Source organism: Bacillus sp. YC2 (assembly GCF_019891195.1).
In the GTDB taxonomy this organism is placed as follows: Bacteria; Bacillota; Bacilli; order Bacillales; family Bacillaceae; genus Bacillus.
In genome coordinates this window covers 40920-64719 of the sequence record NZ_JAHXDO010000015.1, presented here as the reverse complement: position 1 = coordinate 64719, position 23800 = coordinate 40920, and the positions used below count along the sequence as shown (strand labels likewise).

Below are 23800 nucleotides of genomic sequence, written 5' to 3'. Positions count from 1 at the left end.
CGAGCCAGCTGTCCGCGACGCCTGCGTGGTCTTGGAAAAAGGCTTTGATGTTGTCGGCGCCTTTGCCTGAGAAATCATTGTCGCCGAGGTCTTCCATTCCTTGGAAGGCTTTTTTAGATTGACCATTTGGCCGCGGAGTTGTTTGTATTCTCCCGCGCGCTGTTTGGCGGCGGAAAGCAGGGTGGTTGCTTCGAAAACTTTCATGACCATATCCTTTCCACTAAACTTTGACTAAATTTTACCATAAACGTGAAGTTTGCTGTCTCTCAGAATGGAAATTGTTTGCAGGGGCAGAGAGGAACCAAAGCCACATAAGAAAACAAAAAAGAAGACGCCGCAGGATAATTTCCCGCAGCGCCTCCAATAGACGGAGTGATCTTAGAAACCGCCTACAAAGGCAGTTCCCACAATTACTAATAGGATAAACAACACAACAATCAACGCGAAAGAATTGTGATATCCTGACATTAGCTTCACCTCCATATTGTCTATACCATACTATATGTGAGTGAAGCTGTTCTGTAAGGGATAATAGTGGACAGAGAAAAAAAGAGGCGGCTTTCTATGAGATTAAGACTCCTGCGAAAAATTCTTCATACAGCGCCTGAACCGCTTGTTTTTCCTGCTCTTCCTTGACGCCGAACATCATGCTCACCTCAGAAGAGCCTTGATTAATCATCTCAATGTTGATGTTCGCTTCTGATAACGCTTTTGATGCCCTTGCCGTTGTGCCGACATTATGGCGCATTGCTTCACCGACGACCATAATCAGCGCCAAATGGTGCCGGACGGTGACTTCATCGGCCTGAAGCTCTTGTTTCAGCCTTGCGACAAGCCTCTGTTCCAATGCAGAGTCCATTTGATTGTGTCTAAGGATAATCGTGAGGTCATCAATCCCAGACGGCACGTGTTCATACGTTAAACCCTCATCTTCTAAAATCTGAAGGGCTTTGCGTCCGAAACCGATTTCTCTGTTCATTAAATATTTGCTTATGTACATGCTGCAAAAACCCGTGTCGCTTGCGATGCCGATGACAGGTCCGTTTGTATGATCGCGCCTGCTGACGACACGGGTTCCCTTCGCGTCCGGGTTGTTCGTATTTTTGATCTGAACGGGAATGCCTGCCCGAAATGCGGGAATGAGCGCCTCATCATGAAAGACGGAGAAGCCGGCATAAGAAAGCTCGCGCATTTCCCGATATGTCAGTTCATTGATTTCTTTCGGGTTTTGAACGATCGACGGGTTGACGGAATAGACGGCGTCCACGTCCGTGAAATTCTCGTACAGATCGGCCTTTAATCCGTTGGCGAGAATGGAGCCGGTGATATCAGAGCCGCTCCGGGAAAAGGTCAGGATGCTGCCTTCTTTGCTGTATCCGAAAAATCCCGGGAAAATGATCAGGCCTTCACGATTTCTCAGGCGGTATAAATGATCATAGGCTTCAGGAAGCACCTGCGCGTTGCCCGGCTCATTCGTCACAAACAGCCCGGCTTCCTTAGGGCTGACATATTCCGCTTTAACCCCCTGATGCCTGAAGTATGCCGCGACCAGCTTCGCATTGTTATCCTCGCCGCTCGCTTTAATCGCGTCCATATACTGTTCGGGATTGCTTTTATCGCCGTTTAAGAGCGTGAACAAGTCATCGCGGATTCTTTCAATAACAGAGGAATCCAAGTTCAGCTCACGCGCGATGCTTGCGTACCGTTCGATGACCGCTTCAGCAAGTTCGGGCGCTTTTCCTTTCTGCAAGTAATGCTCTGCACAGGCGATTAACAGATCCGTCACCTTTGTATCGTTCGAGAAGCGCTTTCCCGGCGCCGAGACGACTACTGCTTTTCGTGACGGATCGGCTGTCACGATATGAAACACCTTTTCAAGCTGTGCCCCTGACGCGAGGGAGCTGCCTCCGAATTTTACGACTTTCATCATTTTACATCCCCTAATGTTTAAATTTTCTCACAAATTTAATTTTTATTATCTCTCTTTCATTCATGTAAATCAAGGGGTTTTTCTATACTGGGTGAACATTTGTATTTTTAGAAAGGAATATCAGCGTTGTTTGTCAGATTTACTTCCTGACGAGTGGGCATATATTTGGAAAATATGATAACTGTCCAAACAATGGTTATAGAAAATCCTGCAAATTATTGATAGACTTATTGTAAAACAGTTAATGTACGAACCCGGGAAGACCGTTTGGGCACGCAAAACCATATTGACTATGCCCGGAAAGATGATAAGATTGTAATTGCAGTTGATAATGATAATCATTACGAGTTGGGCTGTATCGGAGTTGCCGTACAAGGGGTCTTACCGTTTGAGAAGGGTGCAGGGAGGCAGCATGAAGCTACGTTACTTACTTTTGTTACTGGCGGTATTGGCGGTTGCTTCTACCTTTATCGGAGTAGAAGATCTGTCGCCGCTGGATGTATTTCATTTAAATAAAGAACAGGCCGGTACATTATTTGACAGCCGTCTGCCGCGTCTGGTGAGCATTATTATCGCCGGGATGAGCTTGAGCATCTGCGGATTAATTATGCAGCAGATCAGCCGAAATAAGTTTGTTTCGCCGACAACCGCGGGAACAATGGATTGGGCTAGACTCGGTATTTTAATCTCATTAATGCTGTTTACTTCAGCGAGTCCGCTTATGAAAATGTTTATCGCTTTTATATTCGCTTTGGCAGGAAATTTCCTCTTCATGAAAATCCTTGAGAGAATCAAGTTTAATAATACGATTTTTATTCCTCTCGTCGGTTTAATGCTAGGGAATATTGTCAGCTCAATCGCCACATTTATCGCATATAAATACGATTTGATTCAAAATCTCTCATCTTGGCTGCAGGGGGATTTTTCGCTGGTTGTGAAAGGCAGGTATGAGCTTTTATACCTGAGCATTCCGCTTGTGATCATTGCTTATGTTTATGCGGATAAATTTACCGTGGCGGGGATGGGAGAGAGCTTTTCCGTCAACCTCGGCCTGAAGTATAAACGGGTTGTGAATATCGGTCTGATCATCGTGTCGCTCATTGCCTCACTTGTGATTCTGACCGTCGGGATGCTGCCGTTTCTCGGATTGATCATTCCCAATATGGTTTCGATCTACAAAGGAGATAATTTGAGGAGCAGCCTCCCTCATACGGCTCTGTTAGGCGCCGTTTTTGTGCTGTTTTGCGATATATTGGGGAGATTGATTATTTTCCCGTACGAAATTTCAATCGGCCTGATGGTCGGAGTTATCGGCAGCGGCATCTTCCTGTATATGCTGTTAAGGAGAAAAGCATATGAGTCATAATAAAAAAATTACGCTGCTGGCGGCACTCGCCATGTTATGTATCGGATTATTTTTGTTCTACGGTCTGGGCAATTGGGAGTATTCACTGCCGAGACGCTGCTTCAAAGTGCTCGCCATGATGCTGACGGGCGGAGCGATCGCGTTTTCCACGGTGATCTTCCAAACAATTACGAATAACCGCATCCTGACACCGGGCATTTTAGGCCTTGATTCCTTGTATATGCTCATTCAGACCGTCATTGTTTTTCTGTTTGGATCAATGAATATCGTCATGATGAATAAGAACCTGAATTTCGCCATCTCCGTCGGGCTGATGGTTCTGTTATCTCTCCTTTTGTATCAGCTCATGTTTAAAGGGGAAGGGCGGAATGTGTTTTTCCTTCTTCTTGTCGGTGTCGTGTTCGGGACTTTGTTCAACAGCTTGTCATCGTTTATGCAGATGCTGATTGATCCGAATGAGTTTCAGGTGGTTCAAGACAAAATGTTTGCCAGCTTTAACAATATCAATACGGATCTTTTAGGCTTTGCCGGCTTGATATTCCTTCTTACCGGCATCTATGTCTGGCGGTTTACGCGGTTTTTTGACGTGCTGTCGCTGGGAAGGGAGCACGCCGTCAATCTGGGAATCGAGTACGATAAGCTGGTGAAACAAATGCTTATCGTAGTCGCCATTCTTGTTTCTGTATCAACGGCTCTTGTCGGGCCGATCATGTTTTTAGGGCTGCTCGTCGTCAATTTGGCGAGAGAGTTTTTGAAAACATACAGGCACACGTATTTAATCGCGGGCTCTGTCCTGATCAGTATGATCGCGCTTATCGGAGGCCAATTCGTCGTGGAGAAAGTGTTCACCTTTTCCACGACGCTGAGCGTCATTATTAATTTTGCCGGCGGGATTTATTTTATCTACTTGCTGTTAAAGGAGAATAAATCATGGTAGAGGTCAAAAATGTAAGCAAACAATATGGAGGGAAGATTGTCCTTGAGGACACGTCTTTGGTGATACAAAAGGGCAAGCTCACCTCGTTTATCGGTCCTAACGGCGCCGGCAAAAGCACGCTGCTGTCTATCATGAGCCGGCTGATTAAGACGGATTCGGGAGAAATCACCGTCGACGGACAGGAGATCGGGGCGTGCAAAAGCAATGAACTGGCTAAAAAAATCAGCATCCTGAAGCAGGCGAACCAAATTAATATCCGGCTGACCATTAAAGACTTAGTCAGCTTCGGCCGTTTTCCCTATTCGCAGGGGAAGCTGACGGATGAAGATTGGACGCATATTAACCAAGCCATCGGTTATATGAAGCTTGCCGATATTCAGGATAAATACCTCGACCAGCTGAGCGGCGGACAATGCCAAAGGGCGTTTATCGCAATGATCATCGCCCAGGATACGGATTACATTTTTCTCGATGAGCCGCTGAACAATTTAGATATGAAGCATTCGGTTGAAATGATGAAGCTTTTGAAGCGGCTTGTGAAAGACTTTGGAAAAACGGTCGTCGTAGTGATTCACGATATCAACTTCGCATCGGTATATTCAGATCATATCGTTGCCTTAAAAAACGGCCGTGTCGTAAAAGAAGGGCCTGCTGAGGAGATCATTGAGACCTCCGTGCTGGAAGAGATTTATGATATGACCATTCCGATTCAAGAGATTGACAGTCAGCGGATCGGTGTTTACTTTTCTTAATAACAGATGGGGTGAAGATAATGAAAAAATTCGCATTGCTATTCATAGCGCTCATAACGGTTTTCGTTGTTTCTGCATGCGGAAACGGAAGCGCGGATAAAACATCCGGCAAATCAAAAAAAGATACAATCACGATTAAGGATGACCTGAACAAAGAAGGAGTCAACGTGCCGAAGAATCCGAAAAAGGTTGTCGTGTTCAACCTCGGAATGCTTGATACAATGGACGAACTCGGTTTACAGGACCATGTAGCGGGGCTGCCGAAGCAAAGCCTGCCAAAATACTTATCTAAATACAAAGATGATAAATACGCCAATACCGGAAGCTTAAAGGAACCGGATTTTGAGAAAGTCGCAGACCTTGATCCCGATTTAATCATTATTGCTCACAGACAATCTGATTCCTACAAAGAGTTTTCAAAAATCGCACCGACGCTTTACCTTGATGATGACTATACAAACTACGTTGACAGATTCAAACACAATACGGAAGTCATCGGCAAAATCTTTAATAAAGAAAACGAAGTGAAAGATAAAGTTGCGAAGATCGATCAATCCATTTCTGATCTGAAGAAAAAAACAAGCAAAATGAATAAAAACGGTTTGGTTGTGATGGCGAACGACGGTAAAATCAGTGCGTTCGGATCTAAATCAAGATACGGCTTCATTCATGATGTATTCGGCGTCAAACCGGCTGATAAGAATATTGAGGCCTCATTACACGGACAAAGCATTTCTTATGAATACATCGCCAAAACGAATCCAGACTACATGTTTGTCGTTGACCGCGGAACCGCGATCGGCACAAGCTCTTCGACAAAACAAGTGGTTGAAAACGATTATGTAAAATCCGTTAACGCGGTGAAAAACAACCATGTCGTGTACCTTGACTCAGCTGTCTGGTATTTATCCGGCGGCGGACTTGAATCCATGGCGCAAATGGTGAAAGAAGTAAAAGACGGAATCGAGAAGTAAAAAAAGAACCCGATCACACGAGAGCTGTGATCGGGTTCTTTTGGTTTTAAATGAATTATTATCGCGTGACCGGCTGCTGCTCGGCGGGACGCGGTTTTTTCTTCAAGGTGAAAGATAGCAGGAAGCCTGCGAGCGCGATGCAGGCGGCCACGATAAACGCGGCATTCATGCCGTGCAGGGCGGCGTTTGCCGGGCTATGTGCATCTGCGTGCGCCGCCTGGTTGCTCATCACGGAAACGAGCAGCGCCGTTCCGATAGAGCCGCCGACTTGCCGGACGGTATTGTTCATGGCCGTTCCGTGCGGGATTAAGTGGCGCGGCAGCGCGTTAATCCCTGCTGTCGTCACTGGCATCATAATCATCGCCGTTCCCAGCAAGCGGGCGGTATAAACGACGACGATCCAAATGAGAGACGTCGTATCAGTCAGATTCATAAACGGCAGAGAGGTGAGCAGGATGATGAAGAAACCGCCTATCGCCAGCCCTTTTCCGCCGATTCTGTCAAAAATCCGGCCGATAAACGGCGACATCATACCCATAACAATCGCGCCCGGCAGCAGCATTAATCCCGTATCAAACGCCGATACTCCTCTGACCTTTTGCGTGTAAAGCGGGAGAATGGTTTCCGTTCCGATCAGCAGAGCGAAAACGAGCGTACCAAGCAAGGTGGTCAGACTGAAAATCCCAAAGGAAAACACGCGGAATTCCAGCATCGGTTTTTTGAGTTTCATCTGTCTTGTGATAAATAAGATGAGCGCAGCCGCCCCGACCAGAAGCGAGATCAGCACTGTGGAGCTGCCCCATCCGTATGATCCGACGCTTGAGAAACCGTACAGCAGCCCGCCGAATCCTAAGGTAGACAGAATGACTGATAAAATATCAATCTGTGTTTCTCTTAATGTCGTCACGTTTTTCATCAGGACAATCGCTAAGATTAAATCAATGACCGCCACCGGGAAGATGATATAAAACAAAGATCTCCAAGAAAATGCTTCGACAGCCCACCCGGAAAGCGTCGGGCCGATAGCCGGCGCAAATGAAATGACCAAGCCGACCATCCCCATGGCGCGGCCGCGTTTTTCAATCGGAAAAATCGTAAGAAATACCGTTTGCATAAGCGGCAGCATAATCCCGGCACCGGCAGCTTGGATGATCCGCGCCGTTAATAACACCGGAAAGTTTGGGGCAAAGGCGCCGACGATGGTTCCCGCCGTAAAAATACTCATAGCGGTAATCAGCAGGGTGCGGCTCGTGAATTTCTCAATTAAAAATGCGGTAATCGGTATTAAAATTCCGTTTGTCAGCATAAACGATGTCGTCAGCCATTGGGCTTTGTTGGCGTCAATATTGAAGTCAGTCATAATGTGCGGCAGCGCCGTGATTAACAGCGTCTGATTTAAAATGGCGACAAACGCGCCCGCCAAAAGAATTCCGACAATGACGGAGCGGTTATATGGTTTAGGTTCGATACTCGTATTCAAACAGATTCCTTCTTTCTTTATAGAATAAGCAGTGTTTTAACGGTTGCCAGCGGCTGCTGCAAAGGTCCGGTTTGCTCTAAATAACCGATGAGCGCTTTTAAGAGAAAGTCCCGCGGCTCTTCTTTGGCTGTTTCTTCCTCCAGCATGCACACCGCGGATGTCAGGCCGCAGACATCATATTTTTCCCCTGGAAGCTCTGAAACGGTTTCTTTCAGCTCCTCCAGACTTTCTGCTAACAAGGCCGTTTTGTTTTTCGGCTGAAAAGAGGAAGCAGAGGTGACATAAAGGTCGATAATGTCCTGAGGCAGGGTGTTGCCGGTTTGTCTGTTTTTGACGATGAGATTCAGATGGCGGATGATAAATTCCGTCAGCGGCGTCAGATCAAGAGGCTCTTCTTCCAGCTTAATTAACGTGATGCACTCTCTCAGCATGCCCTGCAGGATAATGACCAGCTCCCACACATAAGGCGTGATGCCTTCGCCGTACGTCTGAATTAATGAATCGCGGTGCCAGCAGATAAAGGTGGAACGCGCCCTGTGAATATGCCGTTTCACCCGCTCATTAATAGAGGAGGGGCTTCCGTACATCAGCATATTGAAAAACTGCTGGTTGCGCCTGAAGCCTTCAAGCTCAGCCATCAGTTTTTTGGCAAACCGTTCTTCGGGGGTCAGGCTTGTTTCTTCATTCAGCATGGAAGCCGTTGCGACCATCTGCTTTTGATTGAAATCCAGCAGCTCCAGCAGCAAATCTTCCTTTGATTCGAACAGCTTATATAAAGACGCTTTGGATACTTTGCACTCCTCCGCAATCGCCTGCATCGAAACCGATGTAAAACTCTTCTCGGAGAAAAGCTTCCTTGCCGCCAGCAGAATATCCGTTTTCTTATCGTTCATGTGACTATTTCCTTCCTTCGTAAATAATAGAAAACCCACCGGTTCACAGAAAACCAATGAGTACATGATGAAAATATTAACAAATGCATTCGAGCGGTGTCAACGCTTTTGCCTGAGAAAAAGAAAAAACCTGCCGGATCAGATCCGGCAGGCTGTTATCTTATTTATCCGTCTTAAATCCTTGCTTTTCAAGCATTTCGCGGATATGAGGATAATAGAGCTGTTTGTAGTAGGCTGTGATGCCTTGTGACCAGTTTCTTGTTTCCTGTCCGTTGGTGCGTTGCTTCATGTACTCGGACATTTGCTTGTCATAGGCTTCAATATGTGTTCTTAAGTCTTCCTCTTGGTACGTTTCATGATGCAGTACGGCGGCTTGCGGCAGGCGCGGTTTTTTTGCAGAACGGTCTGCCGGGCGGCCGATGACGAGGCCTGAGACAGGGAAAACGTATTTCGGAAGCTTCAGCAATTCAATCAGTTCGTCCGGCTTGCCGCGCACGGCGCCGATCGGCACAGTGCCGAGGCCCATTGATTCCGCCGCGGCGGTTGCTGTCCCGAGCGCGATGCCGACATCTACGGCGCCGACAAGGACGGACTCTAATCCGTTCGTAATTTCAAGCGGTGTATCATTATATTCTTCAAGTGCAATTTTGGCGCGGTTAAAATCAGCGCAGAATAAAAGGAAAACCGGCGCTTGGTCAATCCATGGCTGTCCGCCGGCCAATTCGGAGATTTTCTTTTTTCTTTCTTTATCCCGCACCGCGATCACGGTAACCTGCTGTCCGTTAATGGAAGTCGGGGCAGCCTGTGCGGCTTGGATGATCAGGTCGAGCTCTTCTTCGGTTACCGGTTCATCAGTGTAACTCCGTATGGATCGGTGATCTGTTAATAATTGAAGCACTTCGTTCATGTCAGCCATCCTTTCGTTAGTCCGCCAGTTCTGTGCGAACGACATCAAGCGGAGCGTTCATCAGTTCTTTTCCTTTTGCGACGAATCCTTGGAAATGCTCTGTTCCGTTATGGAATTTCATTGCTTCTTCATCTTTCCATTTTTCGAGCATGACGAACGTATTTTCTTCGCCGACCTTTTCAAACAGATCGTACTGTACATTTCCTTCTTCCGCGCGTGAATGCTGAACAAGCGATTGAGCCTCTCCTAAAAATTCCTCGCGTTTTTCTGGTTTTACTTTCATGTAAGCTTGTAAGACGATCATGATAATTCCTCCTGATTGGGTTTATTTGTTATAGTTCGAATATTATCGAACTAACTGTAACATGTTTAACGGCGTAAGGCAAAGAAAAAACCCTCCCGCCTAAATTGTCACCCGCAGCTGATATGTGATACATTTGACTTATGAACATTCCAAACCATCCTGAAACCAATCATTTGCAGCTGACAAAAGTTCTTCACGCCCTCAGTGATCCGCTCCGCTTAGAGCTGGTCAAGCAATTGGCTGAAACAGCAGAAAAAACGTGCAGCACGTGTGCTGATATCCGGGTGGCGAAATCAACGCTGTCTCACCACTTCAAAGTGCTGAGGGAAGCGGGAATCGCCCAAGTGCGCATAGACGGGAAGCATCGCTATTATTCCCTGCGCAAAGGAGATTTACAAGAGGCGTTTCCAGGCTTGCTGGAAGCGGTGCTGCAAATAGAGCCAACCCGCTGGTAAACCAATCCCCGGAACCGGGGGTTTTTTTATGCTCCGAAAACCGCCCGATAAAGCCTTGTCACGCCTTCTTCGATATCGTCCCGCTTCAGGCGGGCGAATCCGAGGATCAGCTTCGGTTTTTCTGACACGGCGCCTGCTTCCAGCCGAAAACGGCTCATTGCGAACAGGTCAAGCTGTTGGGCAGCTGCGCGGGCCAATATGTCTTTTTCTGAACGGACGCAGTCAAATTCAGTGACGAAATGCAGGCCCGCGTTCGCGCCTATTAAGGTGATTGTTTCTCCGAAAGCTTCTTCTAAAGCCGAAATGAGGCGCTCCCGTATGTCCTTATAATGCTGCTTCATTTTTTTTATATGCTTCTGATATTCACCGGAATCAATGAACTCCTTAAGCGCCAGCTGGGCAAGCGTGTTGCACGTATGCAGATCATACGTCCTTTGTTTGAATACCCGCAAAAGCTCAGGCGGCAAGACCATATAACTGATGCGCAGGCCGGGAAGAAGTGATTTCGAAAATGTCCCCATGTAGATGACATTTTGAAACCGGTCCAGGCTTTGAAGCGCGGGGATGGTGTCCGCGTCATATTTAAATTCACTGTCATAGTCATCTTCAATAATGCAGCGGTTTTCTTGTTCAGCGGCCCAGTTCAAAAGCTGAATCCGCCGGGAAACGGGCATGATGACGCCGGACGGAAATTGATGGGACGGCGTGGTGATCAGCACATCGGGCCGGCACCTGTCAATTTCCGTCATTGACATGCCTTTCTCATCAAGATGAATGGCAGCGGTCTGTTTTCCGAGGCTTTTCAATAGCCGGTACATCCTCATGTAGCCCGGCTCCTCCATGGCGTACAGCGCGTCTTTTGGCAGCAGTTCGGTCAGAAGCTGCATCAGCATTTGTGTGCCCGCCCCGATCACGATCTGCTCCGGGCGGCATTTGACGCCTCTTGTTAAAGAAATGAGCCTTGAGATCGTTTCCCGCACCTCATATAAGCCTTGGGGATGGACGAGTTCACCGAGTGTGTGAAATGAGCGGGCAGCGGCTTTCTGCTCACAGCGGAACCAGCTTTTTAACGGAAAAAGCGCCGTGTCCACGCTCATATGCGAAAACGAAATCCAGTCGCTTTTATCCGGTTCCTGCTCCTTTAAATCGTCAGGCAATGCCGATCCAAAAGGCTTCTCTTCATGATAAAACGTATCAATTTCTTCAACGAAAAATCCTTTTCTCTCAATGGCATATAAATAGCCCTCCGAAAGCAGCTGCTGGTAAGCGGAATTCACTGAATTCACACTGACCTTTAACGTATCGGCGAGCTCCCGTTTAGACGGCATCTTTGTGTGAGGAGCGAGGCTGCGGTCTAAAACGGCCGCTTTTATCTTCTGATAAATTTGCTGATAAATGTAATCCGCCGTTTCCGAATGATCAATCGACATCGTTATCATAACCCGGTCACTCCGTTTCATCTGATACCATGGAAAAATTAAAATTGGTACTTTTTATCATACCAAAAAGAAGTCAGAATGATAAGAAAACAGTGCAGGGGGATGAAATATATGAGTCAAACAACAGCATCAGGAAGAACGACAGCCCAGTGGCAGGAAAAACGGGATCAATTTGTATCAAACGGCGTCGGCAACGGAAACCGCAGCATGGCGGTAAAAGGAGAAGGGGCGCTTTTATATGACTTGGACGGCAGAAAGTTCATTGATTTTGCCGGAGCGATCGGAACGTTAAATGTCGGCCATTCCCATCCGAAGGTGGTTGAGGCTGTGAAGAAGCAGGCTGAGGCTCTGATTCATCCCGGCTTTAACGTCATGATGTACCCGTCCTATATTGAATTAGCCGAAAAGCTTTGCAGCCTTGCGCCGGGGGATCATGACAAAAAAGCGATCTTCCTGAACTCAGGAGCGGAAGCGGTTGAAAACGCCGTGAAAATCGCCAGAAAATATACGAAACGCCAAGGCGTTGTCTCCTTCACACGGGGATTTCACGGGCGCACCAATATGACGATGAGCATGACAAGCAAGGTAAAGCCTTATAAATTCGGCTTCGGCCCATTTGCCTCAGAAGTGTATCAGGCACCGTTTCCTTACTATTATCAAAGGCCCGCCGGGATGAGCAAGGAGCAGTACGATGACTTTATCATAAAGGCCTTTGATGATTTCTTTATCGCCTCAGCCGCGCCTGAAACCGTTGCTTGTGTCGTGATGGAGCCTGTTCAGGGCGAAGGCGGCTTTATTATTCCTTCGAAACGTTTCGTTCAGCACGTCGCTGATTTCTGTAAGAAACACGGCATCGTGTTTGTGGCGGATGAGATACAGACCGGTTTTGCCAGAACGGGCACGTACTTTGCGATTGAGCATTTCGGCGTTGTTCCTGATTTAATCACAGTTTCCAAATCGCTTGCTGCCGGACTGCCGCTCAGCGGAGTCATCGGGCGTGCGGAAATGCTTGATGCAGCGGCGCCGGGCGAGCTGGGCGGCACGTATGCGGGAAGCCCGCTCGGCTGTGCGGCTGCGCTCGCCGTACTGGATATTATTGAAGAAGAAGGCCTTAATCAGCGGTCAGAGGAAATCGGGCAGATCATTGAAGAACAGGCGCTTGAATGGAAAAAAGAACACGCCTTTATCGGAGAAGTGCGCAGACTCGGGGCGATGGCCGCCATTGAAATTGTCAAAGATCAAGTTACGCGTGAACCGGATAAAGCTAAAGCCGCTGCTATCGCCAAAACGGCCAACGAAAACGGGCTGCTTCTTTTAACAGCGGGAATCAACGGCAACATTATCAGATTTCTGACGCCGCTTGTGATGACGGATGAGCAGCTTGCAGAAGGCCTTGCAATTATTGAAGCAGCTCTGTAAGCTCATTGTTGGAAAGCTCAAGGATGAGTCTGCTATCATGAGAGGTATCACACATAGCAGAGAAAGGAATGTTCAATATGCCAGAACAATTAACGGTTTACAATCCGGCAACGGGAGAGGCGATCGAAAGCATCCCTCAGCAAACGGCTCAGGAAGTTGAAGAAGCGATTGAACGTTCACATCAAGCGTTTCAATCATGGTCTAAAACATCAGCCGGAGAACGTGCGTCACTTTTAAGAAAATGGTATGAGCTGATTGTTGAACATAAAGAAGAACTTGCGGAATTAATTACGAAGGAAAACGGGAAACCGTACCAAGAGGCGGTCGGAGAGGTATTATACGGGGCAGGCTACATCGAATGGTTTGCGGAAGAGGCGAAACGCATATACGGCAGAACGGTTCCTGCGGCGGCGGGCAAGCGGATTGTCGTCACGCGCCAGGCGGTCGGCCCGGTTGCGGCGATTACGCCTTGGAATTTCCCGAATGCGATGATCACAAGAAAAGCAGCGCCGGCTTTGGCGGCAGGCTGTACGTTCATCATCAAACCGGCAGAGGACACGCCGCTTTCTGCTTACGCACTTGCGCGTCTTGCTTATGAAGCGGGTATTCCGAAGGACGTGCTGCAAGTGGTGATAGGAGACGGAGCAGAGATCGGAAACGTCTTTACCAGCAGCCCGAAAATCCGCAAAATTACATTTACCGGTTCAACGCCGGTCGGCAAAATTTTAATGAAAAACAGCGCCGATACGGTAAAACACATGTCTATGGAGCTTGGCGGACATGCGCCGCTGATCGTAGACGAGGCCGCTGATCTTGATCTCGCGGTAAAACAAACCATGGCCTCTAAATTCAGAAACGCAGGACAAACGTGCGTCTGCGCGAACCGTTTAATCGTTCACGAGTCCATTAAGGATGAGTTTGCGAAAAAACTGAGTGAAGAGGCGGCGGGGCTCAAAGTCGGCAACGGCCTTGAGGAAGGCGTAAACGTCGGCCCGGTCATCAACAAAAAAGGCTTCGACAAAATCGTCGGCCAAATCAATGACGCCGTGGAAAAAGGCGCAAAAGTGCTGACAGGCGGAACATATGACCAAAACGATGAGAAAGGCTGCTATTTCGTTACGCCGACTGTGCTGGCAGACGTGGATACATCCATGAACATCATGCATGAAGAAACATTCGGCCCGGTTGCGCCGATCGTTACTTTCTCTGATATTGATGAAGCGATCAAGCTTGCGAACGATACACCGTTCGGGCTTGCGGCTTATTTCTTCACAGAAAATTACCGCCGCGGCATCTATATTTCAGAACAGCTTGAATACGGCATTATCGGCTGGAACGACGGAGGCCCGTCCGCAGTTCAGGCGCCGTTTGGCGGAATGAAAGAAAGCGGCATCGGCCGTGAAGGCGGTACAGAAGGAATTGAGCCTTACCTTGATACAAAATATATGTCTATCGGACTTTAATTTCTGAAAAAGGAAAGCCCCGCTTCAAGCGGGGCTTTTTTGATTGTGCAGGCAGGGCAAAATACGTATTGCGCCGTGTATGCGCCCGTAGTATATTTCTCGTATGTGTTTTCTGAATGTTAAGACAAGGATGATGAAAGATGAAACAGGACATGGAAAAAAGGAGATCCATCGGGCTTCCGCTTGTGATTTCCATTATCGCGATTTCTTTTTCTGCAATTATCGTGAAATGGTCGGGGGCGCCTGCCTCAGTGTTGAGCATGTACCGTATGCTTTTTGCCGCTGTTTTAATGCTTCCGTTTGTTGCAAAAAAGCGGGAGGAGTTTTTGAGCATCCGTATGAGAGAGTGGGCGCTTTTAGGGGTATCGGGCTTTTTCCTCGGTTTGCACTTTGTGCTGTGGTTCGGGTCATTAAAGCTGACAACCGTTGCCAGCTCGACGGTTATTCTCGCGCTGCAGCCGATCATATCTCTTCTCGGGGGATATCTGATCTATAGAGAAAAAACGAGCGGGCGCGCCCTTTTGATTATGTGTGCTGCCGTTATCGGCGCCGCCATGATCGGCTGGGGCGATCTCGGGCACAGCCGGGCGGCCATTTTAGGCGACGCGCTGTCATTTTTCAGCGTGATTGCGGTGGTTTGTTATTTGTTAATCGGACAGCAAGCGGTAAAAAAAGTATCACACTGGGTGTACAGCTTTTGTGTTTTTTTATTTGCCGGCTTTTTTCTGGTGATCTATAACGTAAGCGTGTCCGTCCCATTCAGCGGCTATGCTGCGAGAGAGTGGGGTATCTTTTTGCTGCTGGCCGTCATCCCGACGATGTCGCATGTCATTAACAATTGGCTCTTGAACTTTGTGAATGCGACCACTATTTCTATGAGTATTCTCGGGGAACCGGTCGGAGCGACGATCTTTGCCGTGCTTCTGCTTGGAGAACGTGTAACCTCCATTCAAATGGCGGGAGGCGTGCTCGTTCTGTGCGGCGTCTTTTTCTTTTTACTGCTGCAAAGACAAGGAAGCGCTCTAAAACATACTGCTTAAATTTTTGTGCTTGCCGGTGAGATTCACCGGCAGGCTTTTTTTATCTTGTTTAGAGAATAATCGATATGATTCCAGACAAAATAACAGCAAATACGATTGAAAGAAGGTCGCCATCATGGATATATTACTGGCTCTTCTCCCGGCTTTATTTTGGGGGAGCATCGTGTTATTTAATGTCAAATTGGGCGGCGGGCCTTACAGTCAGACACTGGGAACGACAATCGGGGCGCTTATCGTTTCGTTTGTGCTTTACCTGTTTGTCCATCCGGTGCTGTCGCTGCGCATTTTTATCGTCGGAATCGTATCGGGGCTGTTTTGGTCACTCGGACAAAGCAATCAGTTAAAAAGCATCCAGCTGATGGGCGTTTCAAAAACGATGCCGATCTCAACGGGGATGCAGCTCGTCTCGACTTCTTTGTTCGGCGTTATCGTGTTCAAAGAATGGTCAACGCCTATCGCGATTACGTTAGGTATTCTCGCCCTTATTTTTATCATTGTCGGAATTGTGCTCACATCGCTGAATGATAAAAAGGGACAGGCGGACGGAGAACCGGGAGACTTAAAAAAAGGGATCGTTATCCTGCTGATCTCCACGCTTGGTTATTTGGTCTACGTCGTCGTTGCCCGGCTGTTTGGCGTATCAGGCTGGTCAGCGCTTTTGCCGCAGGCGATCGGGATGGTGATTGGCGGTCTGGTGCTGACGTACAAGCACAAACCGTTTAATAAGTATGCGATCCGCAACATTCTGCCGGGTATCATCTGGGCGCTCGGAAATATGTTTCTGTTCATCTCACAGCCGAGAGTCGGAGTTGCGACAAGCTTTTCATTATCACAAATGGGAATTGTCATCAGCACACTCGGCGGGATCTTCATTCTCCGTGAGACGAAAACGAAACGCCAGCTGGTCGCCATCGCCATCGGTATTATTCTGATCATTGCGGCCGCGGTATTCTTAGGAATCGCAAAATCAAATTCATAACAAAACGCAGGAGGTTCGAACATGTATACGGATTTAAAGGGAAAAGTCGTTGCCATTACGGGAGCGTCATCAGGATTAGGGAAAGCGATGGCGATCCGTTTCGGACAGGAGCAGGCGAAGGTCGTCATTAACTACTTTAATAACGAAAAAGAAGCCCAAAACGTAAAAGAAGAGGTTCAAAAAGCGGGCGGGGAAGCGGCAGTCGTTCAGGGTGATGTCACAAAAGAAGAAGATGTCAAAAACATCGTGCAAACCGCAGTCAAGGAATTCGGCACACTTGATATTATGATCAATAATGCCGGCATGGAAAATCCGGTTCCTTCCCATGAAATGCCGCTTAATGATTGGAACAAAGTCATCAGCACCAACCTGACCGGCGCTTTTTTAGGAAGCCGCGAAGCGATTAAATACTATGTGGAAAACAATAGGAAAGGCAACGTCATTAACATGTCGAGCGTACATGAAATGATTCCGTGGCCGCTGTTTGTTCACTATGCAGCAAGTAAAGGCGGCATCAAATTAATGACAGAAACACTGGCTCTTGAGTACGCGCCGAAGGGCATCCGTGTGAACAATATCGGGCCGGGCGCCATCAACACGCCGATCAATGCGAAGAAGTTTGCTGATCCGGCACAGAAAAAAGATGTGGAAAGCATGATTCCGATGGGATATATCGGTGAGCCGGAAGAAATCGCGGCTGTCGCCGTCTGGCTCGCATCTGAGGAATCGAGCTATGTCACGGGCATTACGCTGTTTGCCGACGGCGGAATGACGAAGTATCCGTCATTTCAGGCAGGACGCGGATAAGAAAAAAAGCGATCGCAGACTCAATATGAGCCGGATCGCTTTTTTTTACGCGCGTTTTTTCTTCAAAAGTGCAGCTATTGACAAGATAATGGCTGCGGCTGAAAGAACGATGGCCGCAATATCAAGCGCTGATATGCCTGATTTGCTTTCTTCCTTTGTTTGTGAAGCTCCGTGTGCATCAGTGACGTTCGCCGCTTTTGTGATTTTTGTTATCGAATGCGGTGTGTCGGCTTTTTCGTCTCCCGTCCATTCTACAATGCTGCCGTCTTTATAATATTGGTAGGCATCCCAAGCCGCATCTTCGGTCTTTTCAGGGTTTTTTGCAACGAATGTGAATTGCTGGAATTGGCCGGGCTTAATGCCGCCTGCTGTTGCTTCCCAAGTGACTGACACGTTTTTATCATCATGTTTTGAAACAGAGGTTTTCCAGCCTGGAATCGGCTGATACTGCTGGAATTCAACACCCGCGGGCATTTTCAGCACAACCTTTGTGGTCGGTTCATTTTTTTCGACAGGCACTTTCATCGTGTACGTTTCCCAAGAGCCGGCAGCGGATTCCGCTGGTTTCACTGAAACGTGGGCGCTTGCCGAAGCCGTAAAGCATACGAGTGACATAATCACGGCCGAAATGAATAATAAAGCATTTTTTTTCAACATGAGACACACTCCTTAGTTTGTGGTAGTGAAGATTTGGTTGATCTCGTTAAAATCATTTGTCAGTCCGTGGACTTTGATTTTCCAGTTTCCTTTTTCGGTAATAGAAAGGTTATCAGCTTCAAATACGCCTTGCTTTGTCTTTTTCAAATCAAAGGTGCTTTCGTTTTTACTGCCGCTGAAGCCCGTCTGATATACGGTCACCGTGAATTGCTGAATATCTTTGACAAGCCGGCCGTTATGATCGGTGACTCTCACTTCAAATTCATTTTTACCCGGCTGATTCGGGCTGATACTGATAGACAATGTTTGTCCGCTGCCGATCATTTCTGAACCGTTAAACGGCTCCGGCGCCGGTGCCGGCGGGCTTGGCAGACTTGTGAACACAGCGGTTATAAACAATACCGCAATGCCGATCGCCCATTCAGCCTTGACCGTCCGGCTGATGCTGCGTGTCTGTCGGTATTTTGTAATCCACACATGAATGCCGCCGAGTGCAAGCATAATAACAAACAGGACGATTTTCACCAGAAGCGTTTTGCCGTAAGCGGTGTGAAAGAGCGAATCAAACGAGCGAATAATGAAAAATCCATTCAGCACGCCTGAGAACAAAAGCACGCCGACAGCACTGAACGCCCAAGGGGAGAACCGCTTGACCGTTTCCCGCGCTGTCGATTTATCGGGCTTTCTCCACTCTGGGGAAAGAAGCAGCACAAGCGCCGCCATTCCGCCCGTCCACACAGAGGCCGCTGATAAATGGAAAAAATCCATCGTGATGCCGACCGCTTTTTCTTCAATAACCGCAGCATGCCCGGCAAATGCCTTGGCCAAAAGCGATCCGAAAAAGAAGAGAAGCGGCGCCGTCCAGTATGTAAAAGAACGAAATTGTTTCTTTTTTAACACCGGAATCATGGACAAAACAAGCAGCACGTATAAGCCGATTTGAATCATCCAGATCGATCCGCCCGCCGTTTGCAGAAGCGTTTCTTTTATATAGCCGGGCTGAAAAGCGGCACTCCACGCGCCTCCCGCATTTTCCTTCGTCTGAATCGGAAGCTGGCAGATCAGAGCCAGCCCTAACAAAGACAAGGAGACGATATACAGCTTGACGGTTCGCCTTGCGAGCGTTCCTGACAAGCCTTCCTTCGATCTGTACCAAAGAAGGTGGAAAAAAGCCGTTCCGATAAACAGAGAAAAGGCCGTGTACAAGATGCCGCGGTCGATTGCCGTTTCGGGATGAAGCGATGCGCCGGAAGCCGTTTTGTCTTGAAAGGCTCCGTCCGCTTTTCCGACGCTGAAAGGTATGACGCCGGAAACCGGATGCCCATCGGCTGACACCGCGTTCCATTCTGCTCTGTAAATGTCATGCGGCAGTTTTTTTTGTAAAGCGGCGGTCATGACACGGTTATCATTTTTTTTCATTGCTGTCCGGCCCGTATCGACCCGTTCGCCGGATGAATTATACACTTTGATGGAATGGAAGCCTTCCTCGATCGGTTCATTAAACTGAATCTCGACCTGCTTCGGCGCTTGTTTTAACTCGCTGTTCTCACCCGGTGTTGAGCTTGTGATATAGGCATGGGCAAAGCTTGTTTTCGGAAACAAAACAAGGAACAGCAAAAGAATGAGCCACAGTTTATTTCGTCTCATGGCTGAAGACACCGTCCTTCCGGTTGGTTGTTGTTACGTCTTGGTGCAAGTGCATCCCTTTTGCCTGTCGTGTAAGATAATTTCCGCTGCCTGGTCAAATGTGCAAATGACCCCGCCGAACCCTTTTTGAAACCGTTTCGCGTAATCGAGCGTTGAAAAGGGAATCGCCTGCGGCTGACAGCAGTGGAGATCGATTTCGGCGTGTAATAAAAAGTACGCAGAGGCGGCCGTAATCGTCGTCTGCAGAAGAAAATCCTTACATATGACATGGGACACTTCTTCTTTTTTATCTTCATACCGCAAAATCGCGCAATGAATGCAGCACATCTGCTCAACGGCTTGCGAAGCAGTGATAAGCTGAACAGAATAGGAGTGCTGAATCGGCCGCAAGCAATAGCCGCATTGATTGTCGTTTTGCTCTGAAGCGGATGGGATCGTAATGCCGCCGGGTGTTTTAATAATCCGGTTCGACTTAGCCAGCTGATTGACGTCTCTGTAAACAGTCATTTCAGAGACACCGAATCTCTCGCTTATATCAGAAATTTTTAACACGCTCTCTTGCTTCAGCCATTCAAGCATTTTTTGCTGTCTGTTAATCGGAAGCAATTCTGCATCCCCCTTTTTATGCGAATGAGTGATGATCCTCATTTTTAAGAGTAGATGTTTTCATCGGAGTGTACAAGAGCCTGATGATAAAATATGTGAAAATATGTTGAACAATCACAAGTTCAAAACGGTCGGGACATTCTCTGTTATAATAGAAGTATTGAATGGAGGAATAAAGATGAAAGAAACGACCTGCCCGAACTGCGGCAAGCCGATTACAGGCGAGATGGTCAGATCCTCAATGATCCCGTGCCAGTTTCAATGCGGACATTGCCATGTAAAGCTGCGTGAATATAAAGTGTCGGCTCCGATTATGGCGGTGGCGATCGCGATAACGGTGCTGTTGATATATCTCGTGCAAATGGCCAGAACGGCTGTCATTCCGGTTTTTCCGGCCGCCCGGTATGTGCCGGCCGCCATATTTGCGCTCGTATGCGCGTATCCGGTGTTTATCGTGAGCGAGCGGTTGATTGCAAAACTGGTTGTCACGAAAGGACACATTATATACAGAAAGCGGTAAGGCACCTGAACAACAGGTGTCTTTTTTTATTTAAAAATTTGTCACAGTCTATGTGCCAAACTCCCCTTTACTTTTCATTGAATAGGGATTGTAAGCGTTTTATGATGAAGACACAGGGGAGAAACCAGTCCCCGTGTCTTTTTTTTATTTCATGATCAGACAGCAAAACAGGGAGGGAATATACATGCAGCAAGAACAGCAGCAATCAGGCATAAAGGTTAGGATTCAGCGGTTCGGCAGTTACTTAAGCGGAATGATTATGCCGAACATCGGTGCGTTTATCGCGTGGGGAATTATCACGGCGCTGTTTATTCCGGCGGGATGGTTTCCGAATGCGCAGCTGAACACATTGGTCAATCCGATGATTACGTATCTGCTGCCGCTTTTAATCGCATATACAGGCGGAAAAATGATTTACGACCACCGCGGGGGAGTCGTCGGCGCGGCGGCAGCCATTGGGGTCATTGTCGGTTCAGACATTCCGATGTTTTTAGGCGCAATGATTATGGGGCCGCTCGGCGGATATCTCATTAAACAAATAGACCGTTTATTTAAGGATAAAGTCAGACAAGGCTTTGAAATGCTGATCAACAACTTTACGGCCGGCATTATCGGAGCGGTGCTCACGATTATCGCGTTTTATGCGATCGGCCCTGTCGTTCTGTCTCTGAATAAAGTGCTGGCAGCCGGCGTGGAAGTGATTGTTCATGCGAATTTGCTTCCGATTGCAAGCGTTTTCGTTGAGCCGGCAAAAGTGTTGTTCCTGAATAACGCGATCAACCACGGTATTTTAAGTCCGATCGGAATCGAACAGGCCGCGAAAACAGGAAAATCCATTCTGTTTTTAGTTGAAGCGAACCCAGGACCGGGACTCGGAATTTTACTGGCATACATGTTCTTTGGAAAAGGCTCTTCGAAATCCACTGCTCCGGGAGCGGCGATCATTCATTTCTTCGGGGGGATTCATGAGATTTACTTCCCGTACATTTTAATGAAGCCGATGCTGATCCTTGCGGCGATTGCCGGGGGAGCAAGCGGACTGCTGACATTCTCGATCTTCAATGCGGGCCTTGTCGCGGCATCATCACCGGGCAGCATCATCGCCATTTTAGCGATGACCCCGAGAGGAAGCTATTTCGGCGTGCTTGCAGGCGTCATCGTCGCAGCAGCCGTATCGTTTATCGTATCTGCGCTCATTCTGAAATCGTCAAAAGCGGGTGAGGAAGATCTCACAGCCGCTGCGGAAAAAATGCAGGAGATGAAAGGGAAGAAAAGCGAGGCAGCGGCCGCGCTGGCGGACAAAGAGGAAGAGCCGGCTGAACAGCCTGCCGACATGTCTGCTGAACAAGTCAGCCGCATTATCTTCGCTTGTGATGCAGGAATGGGATCGAGCGCAATGGGCGCCTCCATTTTAAGAAATAAAGTGAAAAAAGCAGAACTGGACATTGATGTCACGAATACGTCGATCAATAACCTGCCAAATGATGCGGATGTCGTCATTACGCACAAGGATCTGACAGATCGGGCGAAAGCCAAGCTGCCGCAAGCGGTGCACATCTCGGTTGATAATTTCTTAAACAGTCCGAAATACGATGAACTGATTGACAAGCTTAAAAACTAATCAAACAGAAAGAGGGATAGCCCATCATGGAAGTATTAGCTAAAGCAAATATCAAACTGAATCAAACGGTGAAATCAAAAGAGGACGCAATCCGGTTAGCGGGACAGACGCTGATTGATAACGGCTATGTGAAAGACGGCTACGTGGCAAAAATGTTCGAACGGGAAGAAACGTCTTCCACTTTCATGGGGAATTTCATCGCCATTCCCCACGGCACAGAGGATGCGAAGGAGGAAGTTCTTCATTCAGGCATTTCCGTCATTCAGATTCCTGACGGCGTCGAGTACGGAGAAGGCAATACAGCGAAGGTTGTCTTCGGCATCGCCGGAAAAAACAATGAGCACTTAGACATTTTGTCAAACATCGCCATTGTTTGTTCAGAAGAAGAAAACATCGAACGGCTGATCAATGCAAAAACGGAAGAAGAACTGGCCGCTATTTTCAGCGAGGTGAACTGACATGATTGCCCTTCATTTCGGAGCGGGAAACATCGGGCGGGGCTTTATCGGCGCCCTGCTCCATCAATCCGGCTATAAGGTCGTATTCGCCGATGTGAACGAGTCGATGGTCAGTCTTCTGAATGAAAAGCGGGAATACACAGTTGAGCTTGCCGACGGCGGGAAAAAAACGGAAAACATCGGCCCGGTTTCAGCCATCAACAGCGCAGTCCAAGAGGAAGAGCTGTACAGACTGATCAATGACGCGGCCATCATTACGACAGCGGTGGGACCGGGCGTGCTGAAATTCATCGCCCCGTCTATCGCGGAAGGATTGAAGCGCAGAACAGCCTATCAGCCTCTTAACATCATTGCCTGCGAAAATATGATCGGCGGAAGCAGCTTTTTGAAAAAAGAAGTTTATGGGCATTTAACGGAAGCTGAGCAGGAAAAAGTGAGCCGGGCGGTCGGTTTCCCGGATTCTGCGGTGGATCGGATCGTGCCGATTCAGCATCATGAGGACCCCCTGAAGGTATCAGTTGAGCCGTTTTTCGAATGGGTCATAGACAGAACAGGTTTTAAAGGCGAACCGCCGGTGATTGACGGGGCATTGTTCGTTGAGGATCTCACGCCGTTCATTGAACGAAAGCTCTATACCGTCAATACGGGCCACGCGGTCACGGCGTATGTCGGCTATCAGCGCGGATTAAAGACCGTAAAAGATGCGATCGATCATCCTGAAATCCGCCGTGTCGTTCACGCCGCTCTTTCAGAAACGGGCGAATACCTGGTGAAAACCTATGGCTTCAAGCAAACCGATCATGAGCAATACATTAAGAAAATTATCGGCCGCTTCGAAAACGAGTACATCACTGATGATGTGACGAGAGTAGCCAGATCTCCGCTCAGAAAGCTTGGGCCAAATGATAGATTAGCAGGACCGGCCAAAAAAATTAAAGAGCCGAACGCTCTGGCAGAAGGCATTGCCGCCGCCCTGCGTTTCGACTATAAGGACGATCCGGAGGCCGCCGAACTGCAAAAGCTTATAGCAGAGAAAGGCACGAGCGGCGTGCTTCAAGACGTCTGCGGTATTCAGCCGCATGAACCGCTGCACGGCATCGTGCTGAAAAAATTAAATCAGTAAAAACAGCTCCGCGTCATTGGGAC

General features: G+C 48.0%; 24 protein-coding genes and 1 pseudogene. 14 read left to right on the top strand and 11 right to left on the bottom strand.

What is annotated here, in order from left to right; all coding sequences use genetic code 11:
• From KY305_RS18080 to KY305_RS18070, 3 genes and pseudogenes are all read right to left on the bottom strand, one after another.
• Window positions 1-204, bottom strand: a pseudogene (locus KY305_RS18080) (T7SS effector LXG polymorphic toxin); the annotation flags it as partial.
• Between the two features lie 174 nt (window positions 205-378).
• On the bottom strand, window positions 379-468 hold the full coding sequence (locus KY305_RS18075) for a YjcZ family sporulation protein (RefSeq protein WP_285288994.1): 90 nt from the start codon (window positions 466-468) through the stop codon (window positions 379-381).
• 94 nt (window positions 469-562) lie between these two features.
• The gene (locus tag KY305_RS18070; protein WP_223063711.1) at window positions 563-1927 is read right to left on the bottom strand and encodes an aspartate kinase; all 1365 of its coding nucleotides are present in this window, start codon (window positions 1925-1927) and stop codon (window positions 563-565) included.
• Window positions 1928-2342: 415 nt separating this feature from the next.
• Between KY305_RS18070 and KY305_RS18065 the strand changes: the two genes are divergently transcribed.
• From KY305_RS18065 to KY305_RS18050, 4 genes are read left to right on the top strand one after another with little or no spacing between them, the layout of a single operon-like run.
• Entirely contained in the window at window positions 2343-3296 is a 954-nt protein-coding gene (locus KY305_RS18065) for an ABC transporter permease (protein WP_223063705.1), read from the top strand.
• Window positions 3286-4233 (top strand): iron chelate uptake ABC transporter family permease subunit, encoded by a 948-nt coding sequence (locus tag KY305_RS18060; RefSeq protein ID WP_223063704.1) that lies wholly within the window; start codon window positions 3286-3288, stop codon window positions 4231-4233. Before KY305_RS18065 ends, KY305_RS18060 begins: the two co-directional genes overlap by 11 nt.
• Window positions 4227-4985 (top strand): iron ABC transporter ATP-binding protein, encoded by a 759-nt coding sequence (locus KY305_RS18055; protein ID WP_223063703.1) that lies wholly within the window; start codon window positions 4227-4229, stop codon window positions 4983-4985. The genes KY305_RS18060 and KY305_RS18055 overlap by 7 nt, the downstream gene beginning before the upstream one ends.
• A gap of 20 nt (window positions 4986-5005) precedes the next feature.
• Window positions 5006-5959 carry a siderophore ABC transporter substrate-binding protein gene (locus KY305_RS18050; RefSeq protein ID WP_223063702.1) on the top strand — a complete coding sequence of 318 codons (954 nt, stop codon included), beginning with the start codon at window positions 5006-5008 and terminating at the stop codon, window positions 5957-5959.
• A 58-nt stretch (window positions 5960-6017) separates the two neighbouring features.
• On the opposite strand, the gene KY305_RS18045 is transcribed toward KY305_RS18050, so the two are convergent.
• From KY305_RS18045 to KY305_RS18030, 4 genes are all read right to left on the bottom strand, one after another.
• Window positions 6018-7439, bottom strand: coding sequence for an MDR family MFS transporter (locus KY305_RS18045; RefSeq protein WP_214801778.1), 1422 nt, complete (start codon window positions 7437-7439; stop codon window positions 6018-6020).
• Window positions 7440-7456: 17 nt separating this feature from the next.
• Complete coding sequence (locus KY305_RS18040; protein WP_223063701.1) at window positions 7457-8332, bottom strand: TetR/AcrR family transcriptional regulator; 876 nt, start codon at window positions 8330-8332, stop codon at window positions 7457-7459.
• A 160-nt stretch (window positions 8333-8492) separates the two neighbouring features.
• Complete coding sequence (locus KY305_RS18035; protein ID WP_223063700.1) at window positions 8493-9239, bottom strand: NADPH-dependent oxidoreductase; 747 nt, start codon at window positions 9237-9239, stop codon at window positions 8493-8495.
• A 16-nt stretch (window positions 9240-9255) separates the two neighbouring features.
• A complete protein-coding gene (locus tag KY305_RS18030; RefSeq protein ID WP_223063699.1) occupies window positions 9256-9543 on the bottom strand; it encodes a putative quinol monooxygenase in 288 nt (95 codons plus the stop codon).
• Window positions 9544-9683: 140 nt separating this feature from the next.
• Between KY305_RS18030 and KY305_RS18025 the strand changes: the two genes are divergently transcribed.
• Entirely contained in the window at window positions 9684-9998 is a 315-nt protein-coding gene (locus tag KY305_RS18025; RefSeq protein ID WP_214801766.1) for an ArsR/SmtB family transcription factor, read from the top strand.
• Window positions 9999-10024: 26 nt separating this feature from the next.
• Here KY305_RS18025 and gabR read toward each other — a convergent pair whose 3' ends face one another.
• On the bottom strand, window positions 10025-11437 hold the full coding sequence (gene gabR, locus KY305_RS18020) for a MocR-like transcriptional regulator GabR (protein WP_223063698.1): 1413 nt from the start codon (window positions 11435-11437) through the stop codon (window positions 10025-10027).
• Window positions 11438-11548: 111 nt separating this feature from the next.
• Here gabR and gabT point away from each other — a divergent pair, with 111 nt between their 5' ends.
• The 5 genes from gabT to gdh all read left to right on the top strand — a co-directional run bounded on the left by gabT (window position 11549) and on the right by gdh (window position 17145).
• Complete coding sequence (gene gabT / locus KY305_RS18015; RefSeq protein WP_223063697.1) at window positions 11549-12856, top strand: 4-aminobutyrate--2-oxoglutarate transaminase; 1308 nt, start codon at window positions 11549-11551, stop codon at window positions 12854-12856.
• 77 nt (window positions 12857-12933) lie between these two features.
• Complete coding sequence (gene gabD, locus KY305_RS18010) at window positions 12934-14319, top strand: succinate-semialdehyde dehydrogenase (RefSeq protein ID WP_223063696.1); 1386 nt, start codon at window positions 12934-12936, stop codon at window positions 14317-14319.
• A 140-nt stretch (window positions 14320-14459) separates the two neighbouring features.
• On the top strand, window positions 14460-15359 hold the full coding sequence (locus tag KY305_RS18005) for a DMT family transporter (protein WP_223063695.1): 900 nt from the start codon (window positions 14460-14462) through the stop codon (window positions 15357-15359).
• Between the two features lie 115 nt (window positions 15360-15474).
• Complete coding sequence (locus KY305_RS18000; RefSeq protein WP_214801748.1) at window positions 15475-16338, top strand: RhaT/GlcU family sugar-proton symporter; 864 nt, start codon at window positions 15475-15477, stop codon at window positions 16336-16338.
• A 21-nt stretch (window positions 16339-16359) separates the two neighbouring features.
• Window positions 16360-17145: a glucose 1-dehydrogenase gene (gene gdh / locus KY305_RS17995; protein WP_223063694.1), complete on the top strand. Its 786-nt coding sequence runs from the start codon at window positions 16360-16362 to the stop codon at window positions 17143-17145.
• Window positions 17146-17190: 45 nt separating this feature from the next.
• Here the strand turns inward: gdh and KY305_RS17990 are convergent, their stop codons facing one another.
• The 3 genes from KY305_RS17990 to KY305_RS17980 are packed head-to-tail and all read right to left on the bottom strand — an operon-like array spanning window position 17191 to window position 20055.
• Window positions 17191-17802, bottom strand: coding sequence for a YcnI family copper-binding membrane protein (locus KY305_RS17990; protein WP_223063693.1), 612 nt, complete (start codon window positions 17800-17802; stop codon window positions 17191-17193).
• A 12-nt stretch (window positions 17803-17814) separates the two neighbouring features.
• Window positions 17815-19449 (bottom strand): copper resistance CopC/CopD family protein, encoded by a 1635-nt coding sequence (locus KY305_RS17985; RefSeq protein WP_223063692.1) that lies wholly within the window; start codon window positions 19447-19449, stop codon window positions 17815-17817.
• A gap of 33 nt (window positions 19450-19482) precedes the next feature.
• The gene (locus KY305_RS17980) at window positions 19483-20055 is read right to left on the bottom strand and encodes a DeoR family transcriptional regulator (protein ID WP_223063691.1); all 573 of its coding nucleotides are present in this window, start codon (window positions 20053-20055) and stop codon (window positions 19483-19485) included.
• A gap of 178 nt (window positions 20056-20233) precedes the next feature.
• Between KY305_RS17980 and KY305_RS17975 the strand changes: the two genes are divergently transcribed.
• The 4 genes from KY305_RS17975 (at window position 20234) to KY305_RS17960 (ending at window position 23777) form a co-directional block, all read left to right on the top strand.
• Complete coding sequence (locus KY305_RS17975; RefSeq protein WP_223063690.1) at window positions 20234-20575, top strand: hypothetical protein; 342 nt, start codon at window positions 20234-20236, stop codon at window positions 20573-20575.
• 184 nt (window positions 20576-20759) lie between these two features.
• Window positions 20760-22196, top strand: a complete 1437-nt coding sequence (locus KY305_RS17970; protein WP_223063689.1) for a PTS mannitol transporter subunit IIBC — start codon at window positions 20760-20762, stop codon at window positions 22194-22196.
• 26 nt (window positions 22197-22222) lie between these two features.
• On the top strand, window positions 22223-22654 hold the full coding sequence (locus tag KY305_RS17965; protein ID WP_061522811.1) for a PTS mannitol transporter subunit IIA: 432 nt from the start codon (window positions 22223-22225) through the stop codon (window positions 22652-22654).
• Between the two features lies 1 nt (window position 22655).
• A complete protein-coding gene (locus tag KY305_RS17960; RefSeq protein WP_223063688.1) occupies window positions 22656-23777 on the top strand; it encodes a mannitol-1-phosphate 5-dehydrogenase in 1122 nt (373 codons plus the stop codon).
• The last annotated feature ends 23 nt before the right edge of the window (window positions 23778-23800 follow it).

Bases quoted from the DNA above. Each gene is read 5' to 3' on its own strand.
- KY305_RS18075 (WP_285288994.1), bottom strand. From the start codon at position 468: ATGTCAGGATATCACAATTCTTTCGCGTTGATTGTTGTGTTGTTTATC.
- KY305_RS18070 (WP_223063711.1), bottom strand. From the start codon at position 1,927: ATGAAAGTCGTAAAATTCGGAGGCAGCTCCCTCGCGTCAGGGGCACAG.
- KY305_RS18065 (WP_223063705.1), top strand. From the start codon at position 2,343: ATGAAGCTACGTTACTTACTTTTGTTACTGGCGGTATTGGCGGTTGCT.
- KY305_RS18060 (WP_223063704.1), top strand. From the start codon at position 3,286: ATGAGTCATAATAAAAAAATTACGCTGCTGGCGGCACTCGCCATGTTA.
- KY305_RS18055 (WP_223063703.1), top strand. From the start codon at position 4,227: ATGGTAGAGGTCAAAAATGTAAGCAAACAATATGGAGGGAAGATTGTC.
- KY305_RS18050 (WP_223063702.1), top strand. From the start codon at position 5,006: ATGAAAAAATTCGCATTGCTATTCATAGCGCTCATAACGGTTTTCGTT.
- KY305_RS18040 (WP_223063701.1), bottom strand. From the start codon at position 8,332: ATGAACGATAAGAAAACGGATATTCTGCTGGCGGCAAGGAAGCTTTTC.
- KY305_RS18035 (WP_223063700.1), bottom strand. From the start codon at position 9,239: ATGAACGAAGTGCTTCAATTATTAACAGATCACCGATCCATACGGAGT.
- KY305_RS18030 (WP_223063699.1), bottom strand. From the start codon at position 9,543: ATGATCGTCTTACAAGCTTACATGAAAGTAAAACCAGAAAAACGCGAG.
- KY305_RS18025 (WP_214801766.1), top strand. From the start codon at position 9,684: ATGAACATTCCAAACCATCCTGAAACCAATCATTTGCAGCTGACAAAA.
- gabR (WP_223063698.1), bottom strand. From the start codon at position 11,437: ATGATAACGATGTCGATTGATCATTCGGAAACGGCGGATTACATTTAT.
- gabT (WP_223063697.1), top strand. From the start codon at position 11,549: ATGAGTCAAACAACAGCATCAGGAAGAACGACAGCCCAGTGGCAGGAA.
- gabD (WP_223063696.1), top strand. From the start codon at position 12,934: ATGCCAGAACAATTAACGGTTTACAATCCGGCAACGGGAGAGGCGATC.
- KY305_RS18005 (WP_223063695.1), top strand. From the start codon at position 14,460: ATGAAACAGGACATGGAAAAAAGGAGATCCATCGGGCTTCCGCTTGTG.
- KY305_RS18000 (WP_214801748.1), top strand. From the start codon at position 15,475: ATGGATATATTACTGGCTCTTCTCCCGGCTTTATTTTGGGGGAGCATC.
- gdh (WP_223063694.1), top strand. From the start codon at position 16,360: ATGTATACGGATTTAAAGGGAAAAGTCGTTGCCATTACGGGAGCGTCA.
- KY305_RS17990 (WP_223063693.1), bottom strand. From the start codon at position 17,802: ATGTTGAAAAAAAATGCTTTATTATTCATTTCGGCCGTGATTATGTCA.
- KY305_RS17985 (WP_223063692.1), bottom strand. From the start codon at position 19,449: ATGAGACGAAATAAACTGTGGCTCATTCTTTTGCTGTTCCTTGTTTTG.
- KY305_RS17975 (WP_223063690.1), top strand. From the start codon at position 20,234: ATGAAAGAAACGACCTGCCCGAACTGCGGCAAGCCGATTACAGGCGAG.
- KY305_RS17970 (WP_223063689.1), top strand. From the start codon at position 20,760: ATGCAGCAAGAACAGCAGCAATCAGGCATAAAGGTTAGGATTCAGCGG.
- KY305_RS17965 (WP_061522811.1), top strand. From the start codon at position 22,223: ATGGAAGTATTAGCTAAAGCAAATATCAAACTGAATCAAACGGTGAAA.
- KY305_RS17960 (WP_223063688.1), top strand. From the start codon at position 22,656: ATGATTGCCCTTCATTTCGGAGCGGGAAACATCGGGCGGGGCTTTATC.